Origin of the sequence: Mycobacterium haemophilum DSM 44634, from assembly GCF_000340435.2 — a bacterium.
Lineage (GTDB): Bacteria > Actinomycetota > Actinomycetes > Mycobacteriales > Mycobacteriaceae > Mycobacterium > Mycobacterium haemophilum.
On the sequence record NZ_CP011883.2, the window covers coordinates 811,458 to 833,687 of the forward strand.

A 22,230-nucleotide genomic window follows, 5' to 3' on the forward strand; every position below is an offset into this window, starting at 1 on the left:
GGAACGGCTGATGTCGGGTCTGCTGGTCGCCGGTACGACGAGTGACGCTGGCAAGAGTGTCGTGACCACGGGGCTGTGCCGCGCGTTGGCTCGGCGCGGCGTGCGGGTGGCGCCTTTCAAGGCGCAGAACATGTCCAACAACTCGATGGTCTGCGATGGCCCGGGCGGCGCGGGCGTGGAAATCGGTCGGGCGCAGTGGGTGCAGGCGCTCGCGGCCCGGGCGACACCTGAGCCGGCCATGAATCCGGTCTTGCTCAAGCCGGACAGTGACCACCGCAGCCATGTGGTGTTGCTGGGCAGACCCTGGGGCGAGGTGGCGTCGTCGAACTGGCTTGAGGGGCGGCGCGCTCTGGCCGAGGCGGCACACCACGCCTTCGACGACCTCGCGGCCCGCTACGACATCGTGATCGCGGAGGGCGCCGGCAGCCCGGCTGAAATCAACCTGCGCGCTGGTGATTACGTCAATATGGGGCTTGCCCGTCATGCGGGGTTGCCGACCATCGTCGTCGGTGACATCGACCGCGGCGGGGTGTTCGCTGCGTTCCTTGGCACCGTCGCGGTGCTGTCCGCCGAGGACCAGGCGTTGGTCGCGGGATTTGTGGTCAATAAGTTCCGCGGCGACCTCGACCTGCTGGCGCCAGGGCTACGTGACCTGGAAGGGCTCACCGGGCGCAGCGTGTACGGCACCCTGCCGTGGCATCCCGACCTGTGGCTGGACTCAGAGGATGCCGTCGACGTGGCGGGCCGGCGTGCCGGGGGCGCTGGGGCCCGCCGAGTGGTGATTGTGCGACTTCCCCGGATCAGCAACTTCACTGACGTGGACGCCCTGGGTCTAGAACCTGACCTGGATATCGTGTTCGCCTCCGATGCTCGCGCGCTGGGCGATGCCGACCTGATCGTGCTGCCAGGCACCCGGGCCACGGTCGCCGATCTGGCTTGGCTTCGGGCGCGTGGCATAGATCGTGCGGTGCTGGCGCATGCCGCGGCGGGGAAGCCACTGCTCGGTATTTGCGGTGGATTCCAGATGCTGGGCCGGGTGATTCGCGACCCGTGTGGCATCGAAGGCCCGGTAGGGTCGGCGGCCGAGGTCGACGGCATGGGTTTACTCGACGTGGAGACCACGTTCGCCGCCGAGAAGGTGCTGCGGCTACCGCGAGGCCAGGGGCTGGGAGTGCCTGCCTCGGGGTACGAGATTCATCACGGCAGGATTACCCGCGGTGACGGGGCCGAGGAGTTCCTCGGCGGCGCGCGCAACGGACAGGTGTTCGGCACGATGTGGCACGGCTCGTTGGAAAGTGACGCGCTGCGTGCGGCTTTCCTGCGCGAGACGCTCGGACTCGCTTCGTCGGGCGTGTGTTTCCCGGCCGCACGCGAGCGCCGCCTCGACCTGCTCGGCGATCTGGTCGAACGCCACCTTAATGTCGATGCGCTGTTGAACCTGGCTCGGCACGGTTGCCCGCCGGCGTTGCCCTTTCTTCCGCCTGGGGCGCCGTGACGAGCCAGTGCGAGCGAACGCGCCGTTTACCATGACGCGGTGCGGATTTTGGTTACTGGCGGCGTCCGCTCGGGAAAGTCCACGCACGCTGAAGCGCTGTTGGCCGATGCCGCAGACGTTGTTTATGTCGCTCCTGGCCGCCTCGCCGATCGCAGCGATCCCGACTGGGATTATCGCGTCGCGCTGCATCGGGCTCGTCGCCCACCGACCTGGCGGACGGTGGAAACCGCTGACGTCGCAACGGTTTTGTCCGAGGCGCGGTGTCCCGTCCTGGTGGACTGTGTGGGCAGTTGGCTGACGGCTCTCATGGATCGCGAAGCGCTGTGGGATGGTACGACCGCTGACGTCTACGTTGCGGTTGAGGCGCGACTCGACGGGCTGTGTGGGGCGTTGATCGGATTGCCCGATGCGGTCGTGGTGACGAATGAGGTCGGCCTCGGTGTGGTGCCTGCCCATCGTTCGGGTGTGCTGTTTCGGGATCTGCTCGGCGCGATCAACCAACGCGTGGCGGCCGTCTGCGACGAGGTACATCTGGTCATCGCCGGACGGGTGCTCAAGCTTTAAGGGTCGGCTACCGACGTGGTGCAGCAGCACGGCGCCGACTGCTGTGGTGCGAACCACAGATGGATATCCGCCACAATGGGATCGGCCGGACGCTGCGAATTTGTTGTGCGTTGGGCAAAGCGGTTATCGGGCCGCATGCCCCGGCAAATGTGTCTGGCGATAGTGCGTCGGCAAATAGTTTCAGCTGCCGCGGTGGGGTGAATCGGTGGCCGGCGTCGCCACCGAGACGGGATTGTGCCGGCCCCTTGTTTATTGACGCAGATGTCATTGATGACACCCGTCAGCAATGCGTTCGACGTGGCCGTCGTGCACTGAAGCCGCAGTAGCGCAACGATTTTGCACGCAGATCACGGTACTTAATTCAGGTTCTGGAGTTTCCGGGAGAACGTCCAACGCTGTGGATTGCAGCGTCCTTCTGGTTCCGATTGCACGTGGGACTTGTTGTGTGTAGTTTGCACGTTGGACTGCGGCAGTTCGGGTGGATTTAACCTATTGCGCCCGTCACATAACTGCGTGCGGTGAGAGCCGCGTCGCACCACCAAATTCCGGCGGTGCCGACAGTACAAGTAAACGGTTACGTGACCATCCCCCGGCAATTGCTGGGGTTCTTCGAAAAGGAGTTGGTATGTCTTTTGTATCCGCAGTCCCCGGGGCTGTATCCGCAGTCCCCGAAGCGTTGAAGACAGCGGCTGAAGACGTACGGGCCGCTAGCGCTCATGCGGTGGAGTTCAACGGCCAGGTGTCCTCGGCGCTGACCGGTGTTGCGGCCCCGGCTATCGACGCGTTGTCGCAGAAGGCGGCAACGTTCCTGCGGATGTACACCGAGCAGTATCAGCAGACCCTCGCTCAGGGCATGGCGATTCTTGACCAGTTTTCCGAGGTCTTGGCGGACAGCTCCGCTGCGTATTCGACCGCCGAGGACAACAACGCTCAAACCTTCGCCTGATCTCGCTGCAGGCGATACCAGCAGGCCAGCAGGAAGGAACAACGGGACAAAGAGATGCTTTTCGAATTCGAAGCGCTACCACCGGAGACGAACTCCGACAACATGTATACCGGCGCGGGACCTAACAAGCTGTTTGCCGCCGCCGAGGGGTGGCAGTACATGTTTACGGCGATGTGTTGCACGTATACGTCGTTAACTAGGGTGGTCAAGGTGCTGCAAGAGCACTGGCAAGGTCCGTCGGAAATCCGGATGGCAGAAGCGGTCGTGCCGTATCAGAAGTGGTTGGAGACCTTCACCCTGCAGATCCGTAGGACCTCCGAACAGGTTTTCCGTCTCCTAAAAGCCTATGAATATGCGCTCGAGAAGATGGTCCACCCGAACGATATCGCCTGGAACCGCTATCACGCGGCCATGCTGCGCTATGACGACATGGCCGGGGAATACGCTGAGGAGATCGCCAAGCTCGACGCGGAATATGACCGATTCTGGGCCGAGGACGCCGCGCAGATGTGGATCTATGCCCAAGAGGTGTTGGATGCGTTGTCGAAGTTGACTCCGTGGCCGCAGCCGCCGGAGATCATCAGCGGGGCCCAGGTGAGCTAGAAGACCGTCGCGGCCCATCCCGGCAGGAAGAGAACGAAGAGATGTATTTCGGAGCGCTACCACCGGAAATTATCTCTGGCAAGATGTATGCCGGCGCGGGTCATGACTCGATATATGCCGCCGCCAGACAGTGGAAGCAGCTGTTTAACGAGATGGCTAGCGCCCCTAAGCTGTTCGGGGAAGCGCTCACGAAGCTGAATGCGCAGTGGTCAGGTCCGTCGGCGATCCGGATGGCCGAGGCGGCCGCGCTCTATCAGGAGTGGTTGTACACCTTCGTCCACGATATCTATCGGACCGCCACACAAGCCTTCCGCCTGGTGGGTGCCTACGCCGACGCGCGTAAGGCGGTGGTGTCCCCGGCGGTGATCGCCTATAACCGCACGAGGGTGCACGAGCTGATCCAGTCGGACCTGTTTGGGGAGAACACCGTGGCGATCGCGGCCCTCGAGGCGCAATATCAGCAGTTCTGGGCTCGGGACGCCAAGGCAATGGACACCTATGCAGCTAACGTGTTGGACACATTGTCGACGATGACTCCGTGGCCGAAGCCACCGGAGATCACCGAGACCGGGTTTGCTCAGGCGTCTGCCACGGTTTAGTCGGCCAGCCACCCGGGCTGTCACTAGTGCACTGCCTCGGATCGCGGCACCCGCTGAGGCACCACGAGCACGACATACACAACGGCCGCGAGGACCACGAATCCCGACGCGAACAGCGGTAACGTCCTCGCCGACACTCCAGCGCCTAACGCGATACCACCCAGACTGCTACCGATCGCACTGCCCAGGTAGATCGCCGACGCGTTGACCGCAACAGCGATGGCGCCGCGGTCCGGCGCACGCTCCAACAACAGATGTTGTTGCGGCGGGGGAGATCCGAATCCGGCAGCACCCCAGACTGCCAGTGCCGCACAGAGAATGGCGATGACACCGCCAGCGGGCGTGATCACTGCGATAGACACCGTCAACATGGCTAAGACGATCAGCATCACTCGGGAGGTGCTGGCCGTCCGGTCGATAAACGGTCCGATAGCAAATGCCCCGACGATACCCCCGACCCCCCAAATCCACAGATACAGCGTAGGATTGGTGATTCCGGCGACGGCTCTCAAAACGGGCGCAATGTAGGTGTACAGGCCGAGGCTGGCAATGTTGAACAACAGTGACACCACGACGATCGGTGTCACGCGGCTATCCACCAGGGTGGCCAATCGCGTCTTGATCCCCGGTGGTGCGCCGATGTGCAAGTGCGGCATGAATCGGACAATGCCGAGGCCAGCGACGATCCCGACGCCGGTTAGTAGCCATAATGCCGACTGCCAGCCGTGTGCCCGCGCCAGCAGCATGCCTGCGGGCACGCCGAGGACGGTCCCAACACTGAGTCCGCCGAGGATGACTGATAAGGCGCGGCCCCGCTGGTGCGGCGGCACCAGATAGGCAGCGGCCGCCGCTGCGGTCGGCGAATACAGACCGGCGCCAACGCCGGCGACGGCTCGGGACAGCAGCAGCACTGCGAATGAATTGGAGGCAGCGGTACCAATGTTGCCAAGAGTGAACACAATGATCGATGCGAGCAGAAGTGTTTTGGTGCTCAACTTGGTGAGGGTCGCTGAGAGCAATGGGCCTGATACCGCATAGCAGAGGGTAAAGGCCGTGACCAGCTGCCCGACGTTCGACTCGGTGGTATGCGACGCCGTCGCGATCTGCGGAACCAATCCGGCAATGATGAATGTACCCATGCCGAGCGCGAACGTGCCGATCGCGAGCAGTACGACCTTTCGCATCGCTATTAGCCCCAACCCGCGATTGCGTCGGCTGCCTCGGTGGCCCAGTAGGTAAGGATGCTGGTGGCGCCGGCCCGCCGGACCGCCAGCAGGGATTCGCGAATCGCTTCGGTACGGTCCAGCGTCCCCTGCGCGGCCGCCGCCTCGACCATCGCGTACTCGCCGGATGTCTGGTACGCGGCTACCGGAAGATGTACCATATCAGCCACTTTGGCGATAATGTCGAGGTAAGGCAGGGCAGGCTTGACCATGATGATGTCGGCACTCTCGGCTACATCCAAAAGGACTTCGCGGGCCGACTCTTTGATGTTGGCGGGATCCTGCTGATATGTGCGGCGGTTACCGACCAGTGACGACCTCACCGCTTCACGGAACGGTCCATAGAACGCGGATGCGTACTTGACTGCATACGCCATCACCGCGACCGACTGATGGCCAGCCGCGTCCAGATGTGCGCGAATCACCCCGATCTGACCGTCCATCATGCCGCTCGGTGCGACGACGTGGGCTCCGGCATCCGCTTGTGCCACTGCTACTTCAGCGAACCTGATGATGCTCTGATCGTTGTCGACGTCGCCGCCGGGACCGAGCACACCGCTGTGGCCGTGCGTTGTGTATTCGTCGAGGTTGATATCGGTCATCACCACGGTCTTGTCGCCTACCTCGCGGACCACGGCTCGCAGCGCTCGCTGCGTGATCCCGTCGGGATCAGATGCCTCCGCGCCGATTTCGTCCTTGACCGACGGGATGCCAAAGAGGATGACGCCACCAACTCCGACGGCTGCTGCGGTGGCAGCGGCTTGCACGGCAGAATCCACTGAATGCTGGAACACCCCCGGCATTGATCGGACTTCGTGCGGGTGGTCGATGCCATCCCTGACAAAAATTGGCTGGATAAGAGCGGACGGAGCCAACCGCACCTCGGCGGTGAGGCGACGTAGCGCTGGCGTGCGTCGCAGCCGGCGCGGCCGATCCGGAGTGGCTGCCATTGGCGGCGCTTCTCCACGGGGGAACGAAATACTCATGCGGAGTACCCCCGTTCGATGTGGTTCGAGGCAAAGACCGAATCGATATGCGCCAGGACTTCCGCGTCGGGACGCGCGAACCAATATCCGGTGGAGGGTCGCGCGGTGCAGTGCGCCGCGCGGAGCCGCACCTCGGTTTCGGCCGACTTCAGTAGCAACCCAAGAGGATCCAGTAGTGGCAAGCCCGCAACTTCGCGAACTCGGTAGTGCCACATGATTTCAGCAGGCAATCCTGTGGCAGGTATGAGGACTTGGGCACCCGCCGACGATGCATGCCCGGCCGCCGCGGCGAACTCATCAAGGAACTGTTCTGGGTCCCCATTTACTGCCAACGTGGTCGCGGTAATGCTGCCCGGTATCAGTTCGTAACTTGCCAGCAGATGATCAGCGCGGTAACGCCGTACATTCTCGATTATTGGCTCACGCAGGCCGGGGACCATTCCAATGAAGCTAAACCGAATATCATGTTGAGCACAGTAATTGGATGCGGTTCTGCCAAGTCCCAGGGTTGGGATGGTTGCCATGCTGCGTGCTGCAGACAGGCCGGGGTCTTGGCCTGCGGCGATCACCCAGGCGTCGTATCCCTCGCGCTCGGCTTGGGCTGCCGTCTCGGCGAAGTACTGATTGAAGCGGAGCGCGATTACGCCGTATTGCACGTAGTCGTACGGGGTATCGGTCGAGTATGTGCGACGTGGCAAGGTGTGGATAACCACTTCGGTGCCGGGGTCGACGACAGCCGAAATATGTTGCTGGTACCAGTCATCGAGTAACGACAAACGCCCGGCAACGATATGTTTCTGCAGCCAGATCTTCATCGCATTCCTACCTGTAGGACTCGAGATTGAGATGTTTCGTTGGGCAGATCATGCAGGGGGGTGTCTAGAAGAGAAGCTTCGATTAGGAACTGCTTTGCTGCATCGCAGTTTTCGGCAAGCGTCGCGATGTCATCCAGATGCGTAGTAAAGCGATGAAGGTCGTCGTCTTGTAGTCCGCGGACTCGACGTTCGCTACGCGGAATTACTTCGTTGAGCAGGTATTGCCTGCGTGCCTCAGTGATTCGCGCAACGACGGACTTGTCGATTCGCCGGTGCAGCCAGTCGGCTAGTGCTGGCATGATGGCAAATGCATCGTGGATCCCGGAATTCATGTTCAGTCCGCCCGCGGTCGATGTCACATGGGCTGCGTCTCCGACTACTACGACAGAACCGAGGTCGGATAGGTACGAGTCGACGACACCGCGACCGAGTGGGTAGCTATCGATCCGGTCGATAGCGAGATCGCCAGCTTTCCAAGGCGTCGCGTTGGCCACCGCGTCGGCTACCCGGCGCCGGTCGGGCTGGCTGTTCGCCGACCGTACGATAAGGCGGGTTGCGGTTTTCATGCGTAATGCGCTGACGCCGTCATCGTTGCCTCGGAAGTAGCACAGCCCCGATAAGGGTGGTGGCGCCTGGGTCGGCAGTAGTGCGGCAAGATCCGCATGGGCGTGTGCGCGAAGCGCGACGGTTGGATAGTTCCGCACTAGCATCGGTATCCCGGCTAGTTGCCGAATCAATGAATGCGATCCATCGCACCCGATGATCACGTCGGCTGTAATGATTTGGCGTTGCCCGTTATTCGTCAAGGTGGTTACGCTGGGCCGGGCCGGGTTGAGGTCGATCGCTGCTACCCCGGCACGAAGTTCGATCGCGGGCTCAGCTGCGATCAGCTGGGCCGCTCGGTCAAGGAGGGCCTGTTGATCGAGATGGATTCGGAAGGGATGATTAGTGAGGTCGGCGAGCAACCGATAATCAAGCTCCGCGCGAATGTCTCCGCGGTTGTCGCGCCACTGCACCGAGGTCACGGCGACGGCGTCGGGGTCGGAAGCTAGCTCGATGCCGAGCGTTCGAAGGAGATCCAACGTTGACGGATGAAAAGTGGATGCTTGGGATGCGGTGATCAGCTTGTCGTTGCGCTCCACGAGGGTAACGGCAACGTTACTCTTGGCCAGTAGCAGCGCCGCCAGTGCTCCCACCGGACCTGCGCCGACGACAACCGCATGCGGGTTCATCACAACCTCGCCAATGGGTTTGGGTTATCCAACGTGAGTCGAAGCCAGGCCGCCCCACACGAGTTCGATGTGTAGAACTCTTGCCCAGTAAACTGTTGGGTCAACGTGGTGACAGCAGCTTGGGTGTGCACCCCGGTGCCTACCAGGAGGATGGGTGTACCCAAGAGCTCGGCATCGCGCACGGCGGTGACGATGTCGTCGGTGCCAAGCTGATAAGGCGAACCAGCCGTCATGCCGGTGGTTTTGTCGACCACGCGGATCACCGAATCGATTTCGAAACCTGCACTGGTCCAGTATTTTTCAGATAGATCGGTGAGCCAATCGGGATGCGGGGACGCGATGGTGATGGTATTGATGCCGCGGTGGCGTAGCCAGGCGACAACTGCCACGGTGGTCGATACCGTAATTACACCGGTGCACTCTGACGCGGTGCGGCAGTCGCGCAGGTCGGCGTCAAAACCCTGAAGGTAGTGGTTGCCGCTGCAACAAGCCATGATCGCGTGCAGCGGCATGCTTCCGAAACTCATAAGACGGGAAGGCAACTCGGCGGCGTAGCGGTCGAGGCGTTGTCGCAGCCCGACATCGTGATACACGCCGTACCGGGCGGTCGAGAAGGCGAAGACGTCACCGCCTAGTGTCAGATAGTCGTCTTCTACTGCTGTGTTGGCCGGTGGCACGATCAGCCCGACGCGCGGCTTGCGCCGTTGTTCGCGAAGTGGACCCACATGGACGTCGGTTGCCACGGCCGAACCTTTCGGGCATCTTGCGGGGTCGATCCGAGGAGGCTCTCCGAAGTGTACCCGGGGGTCGCCCTTGTGCCGGGCGGATTTGCTCAGCGGTGGTGTTAGCGGCAGGTGGCTTCGATTTCGAAAGGCTTATGGACCTGCTGACCGGCATTGTCCACACCGCTGGCTGTCCCGGTGATTTGGTATGTGTTGCCGTTCTTGGTGGCACTGGCGTTCTCGCCGGGGACACCCTCGGTGAAAGCCATGACCACACCGTCGATGGTGCCGAGGCCGGCGTTGTGGACCACCGATGCGTCCGGCTCCATGCCAACGATGACGCCGGTGATCATGTCACCGATCGCGATAGAGAACTTGCCGTTCGTCGTCGAGCACACGACTGGACCACTGACGTTTTGTGGCTGGCCGCCGATGGTGACCTTCGCTTCTCCGGCTGCTGCGGCAGTGCTGCTCGACACGGTTGTGGGGCCCGAGCTGGTGGTTGCGCTCGACGACGTGGTCGTCCTTGACGACGGGGCGGGAGCCTGTGAGCCCCCGCTGCAGCCGGCCGCGCCGGCAACGATCGTGATGGCGCCGACGGCGACCAACAACTCATGCCTCACCAAAATTCTCCTTCGTCGGTGGTAACCCGCGATGGCCGCGTCGCTATTTGCGGCCGAGGTCGGCGATAAATCGCTGCGTCTGTTCCCAGGTCGGTAGTAGGCCAGACGCGCGTACGTCGTCAAGGTTGGGGGCTGCGGCATCGCGCTCGGACAAGTGCGGGCCAACGCCGTCAACCATCGGCCAGTCGATGGCCAGGGCCGGATCTGTGGCGCAGATGGTGTGCTCGCGCGTTGGGTTGTATTCCGCAGAGCATAGGTACATCACTGTCGAATTATCTTGCAGTGCAAGGAATCCATGTGCGAGACCCTCTGAGATATAGATGGTCTTCCGGTCGGAGTCGTTGAGCATAACGGAGGTCCAACGGCCGAAGGTTGGTGAGCCCAAACGGATATCGACGACGACATCGAACACCGAACCGGACACGCAGGTCACATATTTGGCTTGGCTCGGTGGCAGTTGCGCGAAATGCAGGCCACGCAGCACACCGGCCGAGGACACCGAGCAGTTGGCTTGTCGGACGTCTAAGCGGTGACCGGCGAATGCGCTGAACCCACTGTCTGTGAGCCATTCGAAGAACATTCCGCGGGAATCGCCATGAATGGTAGGGGTGATCTCCCAGGCGCCCGGGATGTCCAGTTCGCGGACATCCATTTTACTGACCTCGTTCTTCGTAGCGCGCTTCCGCGGCGTCCTTCAACGGTCGCCACCACGATTCGTTGTCGCGATACCAGTCAATGGTGGCGCGCAATCCCTCGTCAAAGTCCGTGTGCTTTGGTGCCCAGCATAATTCGTCGTACAGCGGGGTCGGGTCGATCGCGTACCGCAAGTCGTGGCCGATGCGGTCGGTGACGTGGTCGAAATCGTCGGGGTCTCGGCCCATCATCTGCAGCAGCGTGCGCAGCACGGTCAGGTTGTTGCGCTCGCCCTCGGCGCCGATGAGGTAGGTGCGGCCGATCTGGCCTTTCTCGAGGATTCGCCAGACGGCGCTGTTGTGGTCGTCGACGTGGATCCAGTCGCGGACGTTGGCACCGGTGCCGTACAACTTGGGCCGGCGCCCGGTGAGCACATTGGTGATCTGGCGCGGGATGAACTTCTCGACGTGCTGGTATGGCCCGTAGTTGTTGGAGCAGTTGGAAATCGTCGCCCGCACGCCGTAGGAGCGCACCCAGGCGCGGACCAACATGTCGCCGGCGGCTTTGGTTGCCGAGTACGGACTCGACGGGTTGTAGGGCGTTGACTCGGTAAATCTTGTCGGTTCGTCGAGCTCCAGGTCGCCATAAACCTCGTCGGTCGAGACGTGGTGCAGCCGTACACCGTGGCGTCGCACCGCCTCCAGGATGGTGAACGTCCCGATGACGTTAGTGCGCAGGAACGGCTCTGGGTCGTCGAGCGCGTTGTCTACATGGGTTTCGGCGGCGAAATGCACGACCGCGTCGGACTCGGCGACCAGCCGGGAAACCAGCTCGATGTCGGTGATATCGCCCTGCACCAGCCTGACGGCCTGGTCGACGTCGGCTAGCGATTCGCGTCTGCCCGCGTAAGTCATGGCGTCGAGCACTGTCACGATGTCGTCGGGATGGTCGCGTACCGCGTTGTGCACAAAATTGGCGCCGATGAAGCCGGCGCCGCCGGTGACCAATAACCGCATGGTCAAACCCTAGCGGAGCGCTAGCCAGGTACGGGCCCGGTCATGAGGGAGTCAGTCCGAGCGGCCCGGCCAGTTCGGCCAGTGCTGAAACCAGGTTGTCCCCCGTGGTGTTGTCCCCCGTGGTGAGGACTTGAACAGGGACGTGGTCGGCGCCGGCCTCGAGGTGCTGGCGTAGGCGTGCCGCGATCGCGTCCGCAGTGCCGTAGGCGACCACGGCGTCGACCAGCCGGTCGCTGCCCGGCCGGGTGATTTCGTCGTCGGAAAAGCCCAGCCGCTTCCAGTTGTTGCGGTAATTGGTCAGGTTGAAGTACATGTCCAGGGCCTTGCGACCGACCGCGCGGGCCTGGTTAGGGTCGGTGGTCAATACCACCTTGTGTTCGGGCGCCAAGAACGCCGCCGGGCCGACGAGTTCCCGGGCCTGCGCGGTGTGTTCTGGTGTGGTGAGGTACGGGTGCGCTCCGGCGCTGCGTTGCGCCGAGAGCCCGAGGACTCGAGGACCCAACGCCGCGACCACCCGGCGGTTGGCGGGCACCTGCAAGTCGTCGAGCTCATCCAGGTACGCCGCCAGCGCGACCAGTGCGTTCTGGGGGTTGCGGTATTCGTTCGTCGCCTCGGGATGGCCGACGCCGATACCGAGTAGGAAGCGGCCCGGGTAGGCCTTGTCAATCCGATGAAACGACTCGGCCACCGCCTTGGCGGGCGCCGACCAGATGTTGACGATGCCAGTGGCGACCTGCAGCGTGGTGGTCGCCTCGAGGAGGGGTTCGACCCAAGCCAGTTCGGCGGGCGGTGAGCCACCCACCCAGACGGCCCCGTAGCCTAACGACTCGATTTCCTTGGCTTGCTGGGGTGTTACCCCGCGTCCGAACGATCCGAACCTGCCGAGATTGGGCTTGCTGGCTTTTACACTGGCACGAGCATTGGCATCAGAGTCGGTCTCAGAGTCGGTCATGGTGTCACCAACCGGCAGCGTGCTGCACCTATTCCGCTGCGGCTGGTGCGGTGACCCGGCACTGCGGGGATTTTGGTGAAGCCGAATGACGGGGTATCGTAGAACAACGGTGCTTCATCGCGCCGACTTTTTGCGTGCTCAGTCCTGGAATTTTCCTGTCACCGGCTCACGTTTGAAGTTGGAGTGAATGCTGCGCCGATCCGGGCACCCGGACTGGGACGAGCGGGAAGATAAGGACAGCCGGTAAGCAATGGCCAAGAAGGACGGTGCCATCGAGGTCGAGGGTCGCGTGGTCGAACCCCTGCCCAATGCGATGTTTCGCATTGAGCTGGAGAACGGTCACAAGGTGCTCGCCCACATCAGCGGCAAGATGCGGCAGCACTACATCCGCATCCTGCCCGAGGACCGGGTGGTGGTGGAGTTGTCGCCCTACGACCTGTCCCGGGGACGCATTGTGTACCGGTACAAGTAACGAAAACGCCCAGACCAGAGAACAGGACCGAGACTGCTGTGAAGGTGAACCCGAGCGTAAAGCCCATGTGCGACAAGTGCAGGGTGATCCGTCGGCACGGGCGGGTCATGGTGATCTGCTCGGATCCGCGCCACAAGCAGCGGCAAGGGTAGCTTGAGCGCAAACAACTGAATCAGACCTCCCAGTACCACTGAGCGGCTGGCATCGATCAGATGGGCCAGCTCAGCCACGCCCGGACGGAGGCCGGGCCCCGCACCAAATCCCTTTTTGGGCGCAGGGAACGGACTGGGACCAGACCTCCGCATGAGATAAGAGGAAACGCCACCTATGGCTCGACTAGTCGGCGTCGACCTGCCGCGCGACAAGCGGATGGAGGTCGCCCTGACCTACATCTATGGCATTGGCCGCACCCGCTCCAACGAAATCCTGGAGGCCACCGGCATTGACCGGGACCTACGGACCAGGGATCTCACCGATGACCAGCTGACCCACCTGCGCGACTACATCGAAGCCAACCTCAAGGTGGAAGGTGACTTGCGTCGCGAGGTGCAGGCCGACATCCGCCGCAAGATGGAGATCGGCTGCTACCAAGGTCTGCGGCACCGCCGGGGCCTGCCGGTGCGCGGCCAGCGGACCAAGACCAACGCGCGGACCCGCAAAGGCCCCAAGCGCACCATCGCAGGCAAGAAGAAGGCCAGGTAACCCATGCCACCGAAGAAGGTAAGCGCGGCGGGTCCCAAGAAGGGGCAGAAGACCCGTAAGCGAGAAAAGAAGAACATCCCGCACGGTGCTGCGCACATCAAGAGCACCTTCAACAACACGATCGTGACCATCACCGACCCGCAGGGCAACGTCATTGCCTGGGCGTCATCGGGCCACGTCGGCTTCAAGGGCTCGCGGAAATCGACTCCGTTCGCCGCGCAGCTGGCGGCCGAGAACGCCGCCCGCAAGGCCCAGGAGCATGGGGTGCGCAAGGTCGACGTGTTCGTGAAGGGCCCGGGCTCGGGCCGGGAGACCGCGATCCGGTCGCTGCAGGCCGCTGGCCTGGAGGTGGGCGCGATCTCCGACGTCACTCCCCAGCCGCACAACGGCTGCCGCCCGCCCAAGCGCAGAAGAGTCTAGAAGGGGTCTAGGAGATAATCATGGCTCGTTACACCGGACCCATCACCCGCAAATCACGCCGGCTTCGCACCGACCTCGTCGGCGGCGACCAGGCGTTCGAAAAGCGTCCCTACCCGCCTGGTCAGCACGGTCGCGCGCGGATCAAGGAAAGCGAATACCTGCTGCAGCTGCAGGAGAAGCAGAAGGCCCGCTTCACCTACGGCGTCATGGAAAAACAGTTCCGCCGTTACTACGAAGAGGCCGTGCGTCAGCCCGGTAAGACGGGTGAGGAACTGCTGAAGATCTTGGAAAGCCGGCTCGACAACGTGATCTACCGCTCCGGGCTGGCCCGCACCCGCCGGATGGCCCGTCAGCTCGTCAGCCACGGGCACTTCAGCGTCAACGGCGTGCACGTCAACGTCCCCAGCTACCGGGTGTCGCAGTACGACATCATCGACGTGCGGGACTCCTCGCTCAACACGGTGCCGTTCCAGATCGCGCGGGAGACCGCGGGGGATCGACCGATCCCGAGCTGGATGCAGGTCGTTGGCGAGCGCCAACGCATCCTGATCCACCAATTGCCGGAGCGTGCGCAGATCGAAGTGCCGCTGACCGAGCAACTGATCGTCGAGTATTACTCGAAGTAAAGCCCAGACTTCCGCCGCTGCATCCGCACCGGCGGGAAACCTAACGGCATCAAATAGTGGGTGCCGAGAAGGAGAAAGAACACCGATGCTGATCTCACAGCGACCCACCCTGTCCGAGGACATCCTCACCGACAACCGGTCCCAGTTCGTCATCGAACCGTTGGAGCCGGGATTCGGTTACACCCTGGGCAACTCGCTGCGCCGTACGCTGCTGTCGTCGATTCCCGGCGCGGCCGTCACCAGCATTCGTATCGATGGCGTCTTGCACGAGTTCACCACGGTGCCGGGGGTCAAAGAGGATGTCACTGAGATCATCTTGAACCTCAAGGGTCTGGTGGTGTCCTCGGAGGAGGACGAACCGGTCACGATGTACCTGCGCAAGCAGGGTCCGGGTGAGGTCACTGCCGGTGACATCGTGCCGCCGGCCGGCGTCACCGTGCACAACCCTGGCATGCGCATCGCGACGCTGAACGACAAAGGCAAGCTCGAAGTGGAGCTCGTCGTCGAGCGTGGCCGCGGCTACGTGCCGGCGGTGCAAAATCGGGCTTCGGGTGCCGAAATCGGTCGCATCCCAGTCGATTCCATCTACTCGCCGGTGCTGAAGGTGACCTACAAGGTGGACGCCACCCGAGTGGAGCAGCGCACCGACTTCGACAAGCTGATCCTCGACGTGGAGACCAAGAGTTCGATCACCCCCCGCGACGCGCTGGCATCGGCGGGTAAGACGCTGGTCGAGTTGTTTGGTCTGGCGCGAGAACTGAACGTGGAGGCTGAAGGAATTGAGATCGGGCCGTCGCCGGCCGAGGCCGACCACATCGCGTCGTTCGCGCTGCCGATCGACGACCTGGATCTGACCGTACGGTCCTACAATTGCCTCAAGCGCGAGGGTGTGCACACCGTCGGCGAGCTGGTCAGCCGTACCGAGTCCGACCTGCTCGACATCCGCAACTTCGGGCAGAAGTCCATCGACGAGGTGAAGGTCAAACTGCACCAGCTGGGTCTGTCGCTCAAGGACAGCCCGGCCAGTTTCGACCCGTCCGAGGTCGCCGGATACGACGTCGCCACCGGCACGTGGTCCACCGACGGCGCCTACGACGACCAGGACTACGCCGAAACCGAACAGCTCTAAAGCCTTTCGCATCTAGACAGGAGCGTCAGCAATGCCCAAGCCCACCAAGGGCCCTCGCCTCGGCGGGTCGTCTTCGCACCAGAAGGCCCTTCTGGCCAACCTGGCCACGTCGCTGTTCGAGCACGGCCGGATCAAGACGACCGAGCCGAAGGCTCGTGCGCTGCGGCCGTACGCGGAGAAGCTGATCACACACGCGAAAAAGGGCACGCTGCACAACCGTCGAGAGGTCCTGAAGAAGATCCGCGACAAGGACGTGGTGCACGCCTTGTTCGCGGAGATCGGGCCGTTCTTCGCCGACCGCGAGGGCGGATACACCCGCATCATCAAGGTCGAGGCGCGCAAGGGCGACAACGCTCCGATGGCGGTGATCGAGCTGGTGCGGGAGAAGACGGTGACGTCCGAGGCCGACCGGGCCCGCCGGGTTGCCGCCACCCAGGCCAAAGCCGCGCAGGCCCAAAAGAAGCCGGCCCAGGCTGAGGCTGAGGTGGTCGAGGAGGCTCCCGTCAGCGAGCCTGACGAGGCCGCCGAGAATTAGTGAGGATGTCCGTCTTCGGCTCGACATCGCCTACGACGGAACCGATTTCGCAGGCTGGGCGGTCCAGGCGGGGCAGCGCACGGTCGCTGGCGTGCTTGATGAGGCGTTGACGACTGTTTTCCGAACGCCGGTGCGGCTGCGCGCCGCCGGGCGTACCGACACCGGCGTCCATGCCACCGGGCAGGTGGCCCATGTCGATGTTCCCTGCGGCGCCTTACCGAACGCCTATCCGCGCGCACCGCGCGCCGGCGAGCCCGAGCTTTTGCCGCTGCTGCGGCGGCTCGGCCGGTTCCTTCCCGCTGATGTCCGAGTCCTCGATATCGCCCGTGCGCCAACAGGTTTTGACGCCAGATTCTCTGCCTTGCGGCGTCACTACCGGTACCGACTGTCGACGGCACCGTACGGTGTGCAGCCGCACCAGGCGCGCTACGTCACTGCTTGGCCGCGTGACCTGGATCTGGCTGCAATGTCAGCTGCGTCGCGAGATTTGTTGGGGCTGCATGACTTTGCAGCGTTCTGCCGTCACCGCGACGGTGCTACCACGATACGCGAACTGCAGCGGTTGGACTGGTCGCGAGAAGGTTACTTGATCACCGCGCATGTCACCGCCGACGCATTTTGCTGGTCGATGGTGAGGTCGCTGGTCGGCGCGTTGCTGGCTGTTGGCGACCACCGGCGGGCCCCCGGCTGGTGCGCTGAGTTGCTCACCGCGGCAAGCCGGTCCAGCGACTTCGCGGCCGCGCCGCCGCACGGCTTGACGTTGATCCGGGTGGACTATCCACCCGACGATGAGCTGGCCGCGCGGGCCCTGATTACCCGGGATCTGCGCTCGCCGCGCTAGATCTTGCCGGCGACGAAACTCGCGGCCCGGTTGGTCAGTGCACCTGCACCGCTTGGGGTTCCGGCGGGACAAGCACCGGCAGCGCCGGCCCAAACCCGGGCACCTGGGTGCCGGATCCGGCTAGCAGCTTGGACGCCACGAAAGCTGCTGCCTGGGTGGTGTACACGGGGACGTAGCCCTCGGTGTGTCCGCGCCACTCGTTGCCCGGACCGGCGTGGCAGATCGGGTCGTTGGGATTACACAGGTCGATCGCCTTGGCGGCGAACAGCGGGCTCTGGCTCGGCAGCGATCCGCCGGCGCGGTCGGCCACATTGCCGAAGACGGCGACTGCCGCGACGTTGTCGGCGTATTGGGCTGGTAGCGCACGTCCCCAGCTGATGCCGCCGATCGGAACGCCGCTGACGATGTCGATCACGTCCGCACCCTGCGAATAGCCGCCCAACACCAGCTTGGTATTCGGGCATGACGACGCCATGGATTTGACATGTGAAATCACGTCGTTGGCGCCGTCGTCGGTGTGCAGCTGCAGGCGGCTGGCGGCGTAGTTCACCGGGTACACCCCGATGTTCATGTTGGTCTGCTCGCGCAGCGAGTCGACGAATGCTTCGCCGACGCGGCCGATGCCGGGCGGCTCGCTGGTACCGCGGGCAAAGATGACCTCGGCGGCCGGGCAGTCGTCTGCGGCGGCTACCGGGACCGTGCTCCGGGTGATGAACGAGACGGTGGCGGCGACCAGAACGGCAGCACCCAGGCCGACCCAGCACCGTATGCGGCGGTTATGCACGCCGAAATTTTACCCGTAGCCCGGCGAGAATAAACGTTGCGGCTGTGGATGGATGACGCAGCAACTGTGGCTGGCAGCCTACCGTGAGGTGCAACGCGGCCGGAACGGATTTGGGAGAAGATGGTGCGTCATCCGACGACGTGGCTGCACGTCAGCGGCTATCGATTTCTGGTGCGGCGCATCGAGTGCGCATTGCTGCGCAGGGATATCAGCACGGCCGACGGAGCTCTTCGCACCCACCCGGCGTCATTGGCGCTCGGCTGTCTAGTGGCGACGGTCGTCGTGGCGGGATGCGCGTTTTGTGCCTTAATGCAGCCGTCGACGGCGCTGGGTCATGCACAGATTGTGATGGGTCGAGAATCGGGAGCTTTGTACGTGCGGGTAGGCGACACCTGGCACCCGGCGCTAAACCTGGCGTCGGCGCGGTTGATCGCGGCGACGGACAGCAATCCGCAGCCGGTGCGTGAGTCCGAATTGGGCCGCACCAAACGCGGTCCGCTGCTGGGTATTCCGGGTGCGCCGCAACTTCTTGGCTCCGCGCTGCCCGGCGATGAATCGGTCTGGACGATTTGCGATACCGATGGTGGGCGGCCGCAGGATGCGGCAACGACGGTGATCGTCGGTCCGGTAGCGGGGTCGTCCGTCCATCGCGTGCCGCCCGAGCAGACGTTGCTGGTCGCGGCGGCCCCCGGTTCGCCGGCCTATCTGCTCTACAACCAACGGCGGGCCGTGGTGGATCTCGCCGACCCCGCGGTTCTGCGTGCGCTGAGGTTGGAGGGCCGCGCGCCGCGCATCGTCTCGCAGTCTTTGCTGAACGCCGTACCGGAGGCACCACCGATCACGGCTCCACGGATTCGCGGCGCCGGCGACCATACAGTGGCCGAGTTGCCCGGATTTCCGGTCGGCAGTGTGCTGCGTATCACCCGCGCTGATGGTGACGAGTATTACGTGGTGCTTGGCGCCGGGGTCCAGCACATCGGACAGGTGGCCGCGGATCTGCTGCGTTTCAGCGACTCGCAGGGCGCCGCCAACGTCGTCACGGTAGCGCCCGATGTGATCCGGGCCACCCCGATCGTGAACACGCTGCCGGTGTCCACCTTTCCCGATCGGGCGCCGACACCGTCCGATGCCGGCGCTATCACCTTGTGTGTGACCTGGGCTCCCGCGCAGTCCGGCGGCATCGCGTTCTTGGCGGGTAGCAGGCTGCCGGTACCGGCCGGCCAGGCGCCGGTGACCTTGTCGCAAGCCGACGGCACCGGTCCCGCGCTCGATGCTGTCTACGTCGCGCCCGGCCGTAGCGCCTACGTGCGGGCAGTGCGCCTTTCCGGGGGCCTTTCCGGCGAGAACGTCCGGGCTGGCACGCGATACCTCGTCACCGACACCGGTGTGCGGTTCGCGATCCACGACGACGCCGCGGCGCATGACCTTGGTTTGCCGGCGGCGGCGATCCCGGCGCCGTGGCCGGTGTTGGCGACACTGCCGTCCGGACCGGAACTGAGTAGGGAGAACGCGTCAGTCGGTCGCGACGTCGTCGCGACGAGACCGCCGTAGCAGCAGCGATGCCACCGCCGCCAGCAGCGCTGCCAGGCAGATCGCCGCGCCGCCGAAGGCGGTGTTTTCGTCGTGATGATCCGTCGGCCTGGGCGGCGGCGCGCTGATCGGCACTGGCGGCGGGCTCGATTGGGAGCCACTCGCGGGCGGAGTCGAGTCGGTGCTCACCGCAGCCAGGGGATCGACGGTGCCATGGCCGACGAACGGATCCCATCCGGGCGGGGGGTGATGCGCGGTCGACTCGATGCGCTGCATCACCTGCCGTGCGGTCAAGGCCGGGAACCGGGCCCGGACCAGCGCAGCCAGCCCGCTGACAATCGGCGCGGCATAGCTGGTGCCCGACAATGGGGTGGTGCCAAGCGACGTCATCCCTTCGCCGGTGGCGGCGACATCCACCCAGGGGCCGGCCAGGGTGAACGCCGATGGCGCGCCGTCAGCGGTCACTGAACCGACGGTCAGCACGTACTCGTCGTACCAGGCCGGACTGACCGCAACCGTGGTGGTCTGCCAGGTTGCGCCGGGCCGTTGAGCGGGACACCGCGTGGCGCCGCCGGCATTTCCGGCGGTATTACCGGCCGGGGCCACCACGACGGCGTTCTTTACATCGACCGCGTAGGCCAGCGCGGCGCCCAGCGCGCGGTCGTCGAGGGTCGACGCGGCCGGAACGCACGCGACCGACGAAATGTTGATCACCGACGCGCCGAGATCGGCCGCCGTCCGGACAGCTTTGGCCATGGTGTCGACGTCACCGACTCCGGTGCTGGATCGGCTGCGTAGCGGAGCGAACTTGGCACTTGACTGGCGGATGCTGATTAAGGTGACGTCAGGCGCCACGCCGCTGAAGCCGCCTGGCTTAGAATCCGGTGCCGCAGCGATGATCCCGGCCACCAGTGTGCCGTGCGCATCGCAGTCCTGGGTGCCGTCACCGGTGAACACGTAGTCACCGCCGGGCACCAGCTGGGATAGCCGTCGGTGGCGAGAAATGCCGGTATCGATGACGGCGACCCGTTGCCCCGCACCACGGGTGAGTTGCCACACCTGCGGTAGGTCGAGGGCTGCGAGCTGATTGTCTGCCGGCCCGGAGTTTTCCGGCACCACCGCGCAGACCTCGCGCTGCGCTGTGGGCTGCGGTGGCGTCGGCTTGACCGGTTTGGGCAGCCACCGGTCGTCAATCGGTGGTGGCGAAACCCCATGTGCCAACGGTGTTCCGAACTGGGCAACGCCGGTCAGCGCGGCTACCGCCAGCACGCGAACGATCCGTGTGGTGATCATGTCGGATTCAGGCCGCGAACGGCGCCATACAGTCCGCATATCCAACAGGCCAGGGGCACCATCGCGACCAGCGCCAGACACCCGAGCAGCTCGACGCCGCGCTGGATGACCGGCGAGAGCGACATCGTTGGGGCAACGAAACCCAGGTAGACCGATCCGGCGGCTAACACCGCCGTGACCGCGGCGATCCATGGTGCGTGCTGTGGCGCGCTCACGGCGGTCGCAGCGAACGTGGCTCCGATTGTGACGATGCCACCGATGACATACACCAGCGTCGTTCTCCGATCGACCTGTGAACGTGCATGCAGCAGAAGCAGAGCTCCGGTGGTCGCGCTAAAAACGATGCAGCCCAAGCGCGGCGCGGTGGTGTCGCATGCCGCGACGGCGGTGACGCTGGCGCCAGCTGCAGCCGATGACGAGAATGCGGTCACTAGGCTGGCTAACCAGTCGTGAGCTCGGGTCGCTTTAGTGGCAAGGCAGTCCGCGGTGTCGTCGGTCGGCTCAAGGGCCAGTGTGGGCGACAACTGTGGCGACAGCCCAGCCAGCATGATCGAGGTCCGTCCGGTCAGTCCGAGTAGGCCGAGGCAGAGCAACGCCGATACCGAACCGATGGCGTGCAGTGGAGCCGCGGTGATCACACCCGCTAACGCGGCGATCGCGATGACTATCGCCACGCATGACATCGCGGTCAATGTCATAACACCACAGCCTGTTAGGCGCAGTGCGAACACGGCCGTGACGGCCGCCGCCATCGCGGCCAGCAGCGCATGAGGGGCACCCGCAGCGCCGGGCACTACCAGAAAACCGGCAACTGCGGCGAAGGCGGTGGCGATCACGCTCAGCGTCAGCACGGCGGTCGGGTCCCGATAAGCCCGGTGTGTCATCACCGCACCCAGCAGAGCAACGAAGCTGGCCAGTGCCGCGACACCGGCCGTGGCCACAAAATAACGGGTGGTGTTGGCGCTGAGCACGTTTCGAACTAGCACCACGGCGCCGATACAGGTCAGGCAGCTTGCCGCTAACGCGCCGGTAAGCCGGGTCGCTTCGTCGCTCCAGGGTCGGAGGGTCGCGTCCAGCGTCGCCGAGAGCGCTTCAGCCACGTCGTCACAGCGGGGGACCGGTGGCCCGTCGTCCGACTGACTCAACACCAGAACCGCCCCGTCTCGGATACCGTTCTGCGCCAACGTCGTCGACGCAGGAAAAACGGAGGCACCAAGCTGGGACAGCTGGTAGCGCGTCGCCACCGGATCGCTGGGCTGCTCGGTGTCGCGCTCATCCAGGATGTCGACGATCGACGGGATCAGCGTCGCGACGGGCACCGCGGCAGGCAGGGCCAAGTCGATGATGGCGGTGCCGGAATGAACTGAGACGCGGCGCAGCCCTGGATAGGATGCCGACAACGGTGCCCCTTTCAGACTCGGATTAGCGGCACCGTAACCCGTTTCCGATCCTCGGGTATCCGGTTGTCCACAGGCGAGTTGCCCGTGGC

General features: G+C 64.0%; 26 protein-coding genes. 14 read left to right on the forward strand and 12 right to left on the reverse strand.

Features of this window, described 5'->3' with window-relative positions:
- Window positions 1–10: 10 nt before the first annotated feature.
- The 5 genes from B586_RS03905 to B586_RS03925 all read left to right on the forward strand — a co-directional run bounded on the left by B586_RS03905 (window position 11) and on the right by B586_RS03925 (window position 4,207).
- Entirely contained in the window at window positions 11–1,495 is a 1,485-nt protein-coding gene (locus B586_RS03905) for a cobyric acid synthase (RefSeq protein ID WP_047315579.1), read from the forward strand.
- 39 nt (window positions 1,496–1,534) lie between these two features.
- Window positions 1,535–2,059: a bifunctional adenosylcobinamide kinase/adenosylcobinamide-phosphate guanylyltransferase gene (locus tag B586_RS03910; RefSeq protein WP_054880641.1), complete on the forward strand. Its 525-nt coding sequence runs from the start codon at window positions 1,535–1,537 to the stop codon at window positions 2,057–2,059.
- 625 nt (window positions 2,060–2,684) lie between these two features.
- Window positions 2,685–3,005 carry a PE family protein gene (locus B586_RS03915; protein ID WP_082607506.1) on the forward strand — a complete coding sequence of 107 codons (321 nt, stop codon included), beginning with the start codon at window positions 2,685–2,687 and terminating at the stop codon, window positions 3,003–3,005.
- Between the two features lie 54 nt (window positions 3,006–3,059).
- Window positions 3,060–3,608 carry a PPE family protein gene (locus tag B586_RS03920; protein WP_054880639.1) on the forward strand — a complete coding sequence of 183 codons (549 nt, stop codon included), beginning with the start codon at window positions 3,060–3,062 and terminating at the stop codon, window positions 3,606–3,608.
- The gene (locus tag B586_RS03925; protein WP_054880638.1) at window positions 3,563–4,207 is read left to right on the forward strand and encodes a PPE family protein; all 645 of its coding nucleotides are present in this window, start codon (window positions 3,563–3,565) and stop codon (window positions 4,205–4,207) included. The genes B586_RS03920 and B586_RS03925 overlap by 46 nt, the downstream gene beginning before the upstream one ends.
- 23 nt (window positions 4,208–4,230) lie before the next feature.
- Here B586_RS03925 and B586_RS03930 read toward each other — a convergent pair whose 3' ends face one another.
- The 9 genes from B586_RS03930 to B586_RS03970 form a co-directional block, all read right to left on the reverse strand.
- Window positions 4,231–5,391 carry an MFS transporter gene (locus B586_RS03930; protein ID WP_054880637.1) on the reverse strand — a complete coding sequence of 387 codons (1,161 nt, stop codon included), beginning with the start codon at window positions 5,389–5,391 and terminating at the stop codon, window positions 4,231–4,233.
- Between the two features lie 5 nt (window positions 5,392–5,396).
- Entirely contained in the window at window positions 5,397–6,380 is a 984-nt protein-coding gene (gene hemB / locus B586_RS03935; protein WP_054880636.1) for a porphobilinogen synthase, read from the reverse strand.
- Window positions 6,381–6,412: 32 nt separating this feature from the next.
- Window positions 6,413–7,231 (reverse strand): aspartate/glutamate racemase family protein, encoded by an 819-nt coding sequence (locus B586_RS03940; protein ID WP_047315573.1) that lies wholly within the window; start codon window positions 7,229–7,231, stop codon window positions 6,413–6,415.
- The gene (locus B586_RS03945) at window positions 7,228–8,463 is read right to left on the reverse strand and encodes an FAD-dependent oxidoreductase (RefSeq protein WP_054880635.1); all 1,236 of its coding nucleotides are present in this window, start codon (window positions 8,461–8,463) and stop codon (window positions 7,228–7,230) included. The genes B586_RS03940 and B586_RS03945 overlap by 4 nt, the downstream gene beginning before the upstream one ends.
- The gene (locus B586_RS03950) at window positions 8,463–9,206 is read right to left on the reverse strand and encodes a hypothetical protein (protein ID WP_054880634.1); all 744 of its coding nucleotides are present in this window, start codon (window positions 9,204–9,206) and stop codon (window positions 8,463–8,465) included. The genes B586_RS03945 and B586_RS03950 overlap by 1 nt, the downstream gene beginning before the upstream one ends.
- A gap of 101 nt (window positions 9,207–9,307) precedes the next feature.
- Window positions 9,308–9,808: a lipoprotein LpqH gene (locus tag B586_RS03955; protein WP_054880633.1), complete on the reverse strand. Its 501-nt coding sequence runs from the start codon at window positions 9,806–9,808 to the stop codon at window positions 9,308–9,310.
- 43 nt (window positions 9,809–9,851) lie between these two features.
- On the reverse strand, window positions 9,852–10,460 hold the full coding sequence (gene rfbC / locus B586_RS03960; RefSeq protein WP_054880632.1) for a dTDP-4-dehydrorhamnose 3,5-epimerase: 609 nt from the start codon (window positions 10,458–10,460) through the stop codon (window positions 9,852–9,854).
- A 1-nt stretch (window position 10,461) separates the two neighbouring features.
- A complete protein-coding gene (rfbB, locus tag B586_RS03965) occupies window positions 10,462–11,457 on the reverse strand; it encodes a dTDP-glucose 4,6-dehydratase (protein ID WP_047315568.1) in 996 nt (331 codons plus the stop codon).
- A gap of 40 nt (window positions 11,458–11,497) precedes the next feature.
- Window positions 11,498–12,409, reverse strand: coding sequence for an LLM class F420-dependent oxidoreductase (locus B586_RS03970; protein WP_054880631.1), 912 nt, complete (start codon window positions 12,407–12,409; stop codon window positions 11,498–11,500).
- Window positions 12,410–12,659: 250 nt separating this feature from the next.
- Between B586_RS03970 and infA the strand changes: the two genes are divergently transcribed.
- From infA to truA, 8 genes are all read left to right on the forward strand, one after another.
- Window positions 12,660–12,881 (forward strand): translation initiation factor IF-1, encoded by a 222-nt coding sequence (infA, locus tag B586_RS03975; RefSeq protein WP_003418601.1) that lies wholly within the window; start codon window positions 12,660–12,662, stop codon window positions 12,879–12,881.
- Between the two features lie 38 nt (window positions 12,882–12,919).
- A complete protein-coding gene (gene rpmJ, locus B586_RS19840) occupies window positions 12,920–13,033 on the forward strand; it encodes a 50S ribosomal protein L36 (RefSeq protein WP_082082408.1) in 114 nt (37 codons plus the stop codon).
- Between the two features lie 175 nt (window positions 13,034–13,208).
- On the forward strand, window positions 13,209–13,583 hold the full coding sequence (gene rpsM, locus B586_RS03980) for a 30S ribosomal protein S13 (protein WP_047315566.1): 375 nt from the start codon (window positions 13,209–13,211) through the stop codon (window positions 13,581–13,583).
- A gap of 3 nt (window positions 13,584–13,586) precedes the next feature.
- Window positions 13,587–14,003, forward strand: a complete 417-nt coding sequence (rpsK, locus tag B586_RS03985) for a 30S ribosomal protein S11 (protein WP_047315565.1) — start codon at window positions 13,587–13,589, stop codon at window positions 14,001–14,003.
- 20 nt (window positions 14,004–14,023) lie between these two features.
- A complete protein-coding gene (rpsD, locus tag B586_RS03990; RefSeq protein WP_047315564.1) occupies window positions 14,024–14,629 on the forward strand; it encodes a 30S ribosomal protein S4 in 606 nt (201 codons plus the stop codon).
- An 85-nt stretch (window positions 14,630–14,714) separates the two neighbouring features.
- Complete coding sequence (locus tag B586_RS03995) at window positions 14,715–15,758, forward strand: DNA-directed RNA polymerase subunit alpha (protein ID WP_047315563.1); 1,044 nt, start codon at window positions 14,715–14,717, stop codon at window positions 15,756–15,758.
- A 31-nt stretch (window positions 15,759–15,789) separates the two neighbouring features.
- Complete coding sequence (rplQ, locus tag B586_RS04000) at window positions 15,790–16,293, forward strand: 50S ribosomal protein L17 (protein WP_054880630.1); 504 nt, start codon at window positions 15,790–15,792, stop codon at window positions 16,291–16,293.
- Complete coding sequence (truA, locus tag B586_RS04005) at window positions 16,271–17,134, forward strand: tRNA pseudouridine(38-40) synthase TruA (protein WP_418001133.1); 864 nt, start codon at window positions 16,271–16,273, stop codon at window positions 17,132–17,134. Before rplQ ends, truA begins: the two co-directional genes overlap by 23 nt.
- A gap of 34 nt (window positions 17,135–17,168) precedes the next feature.
- Here truA and B586_RS04010 read toward each other — a convergent pair whose 3' ends face one another.
- Window positions 17,169–17,918 carry a cutinase family protein gene (locus B586_RS04010; protein WP_054880629.1) on the reverse strand — a complete coding sequence of 250 codons (750 nt, stop codon included), beginning with the start codon at window positions 17,916–17,918 and terminating at the stop codon, window positions 17,169–17,171.
- Between the two features lie 120 nt (window positions 17,919–18,038).
- Between B586_RS04010 and eccB the strand changes: the two genes are divergently transcribed.
- A complete protein-coding gene (gene eccB, locus B586_RS04015) occupies window positions 18,039–19,469 on the forward strand; it encodes a type VII secretion protein EccB (protein WP_054880628.1) in 1,431 nt (476 codons plus the stop codon).
- On the opposite strand, the gene mycP is transcribed toward eccB, so the two are convergent.
- Entirely contained in the window at window positions 19,431–20,741 is a 1,311-nt protein-coding gene (gene mycP, locus B586_RS04020; protein ID WP_054880627.1) for a type VII secretion-associated serine protease mycosin, read from the reverse strand. The two genes, eccB and mycP, sit on opposite strands and share 39 nt — an antisense overlap.
- Window positions 20,738–22,141: a type VII secretion integral membrane protein EccD gene (gene eccD, locus B586_RS04025; protein ID WP_236971349.1), complete on the reverse strand. Its 1,404-nt coding sequence runs from the start codon at window positions 22,139–22,141 to the stop codon at window positions 20,738–20,740. Before eccD ends, mycP begins: the two co-directional genes overlap by 4 nt.
- Window positions 22,142–22,230: the final 89 nt, after the last annotated feature.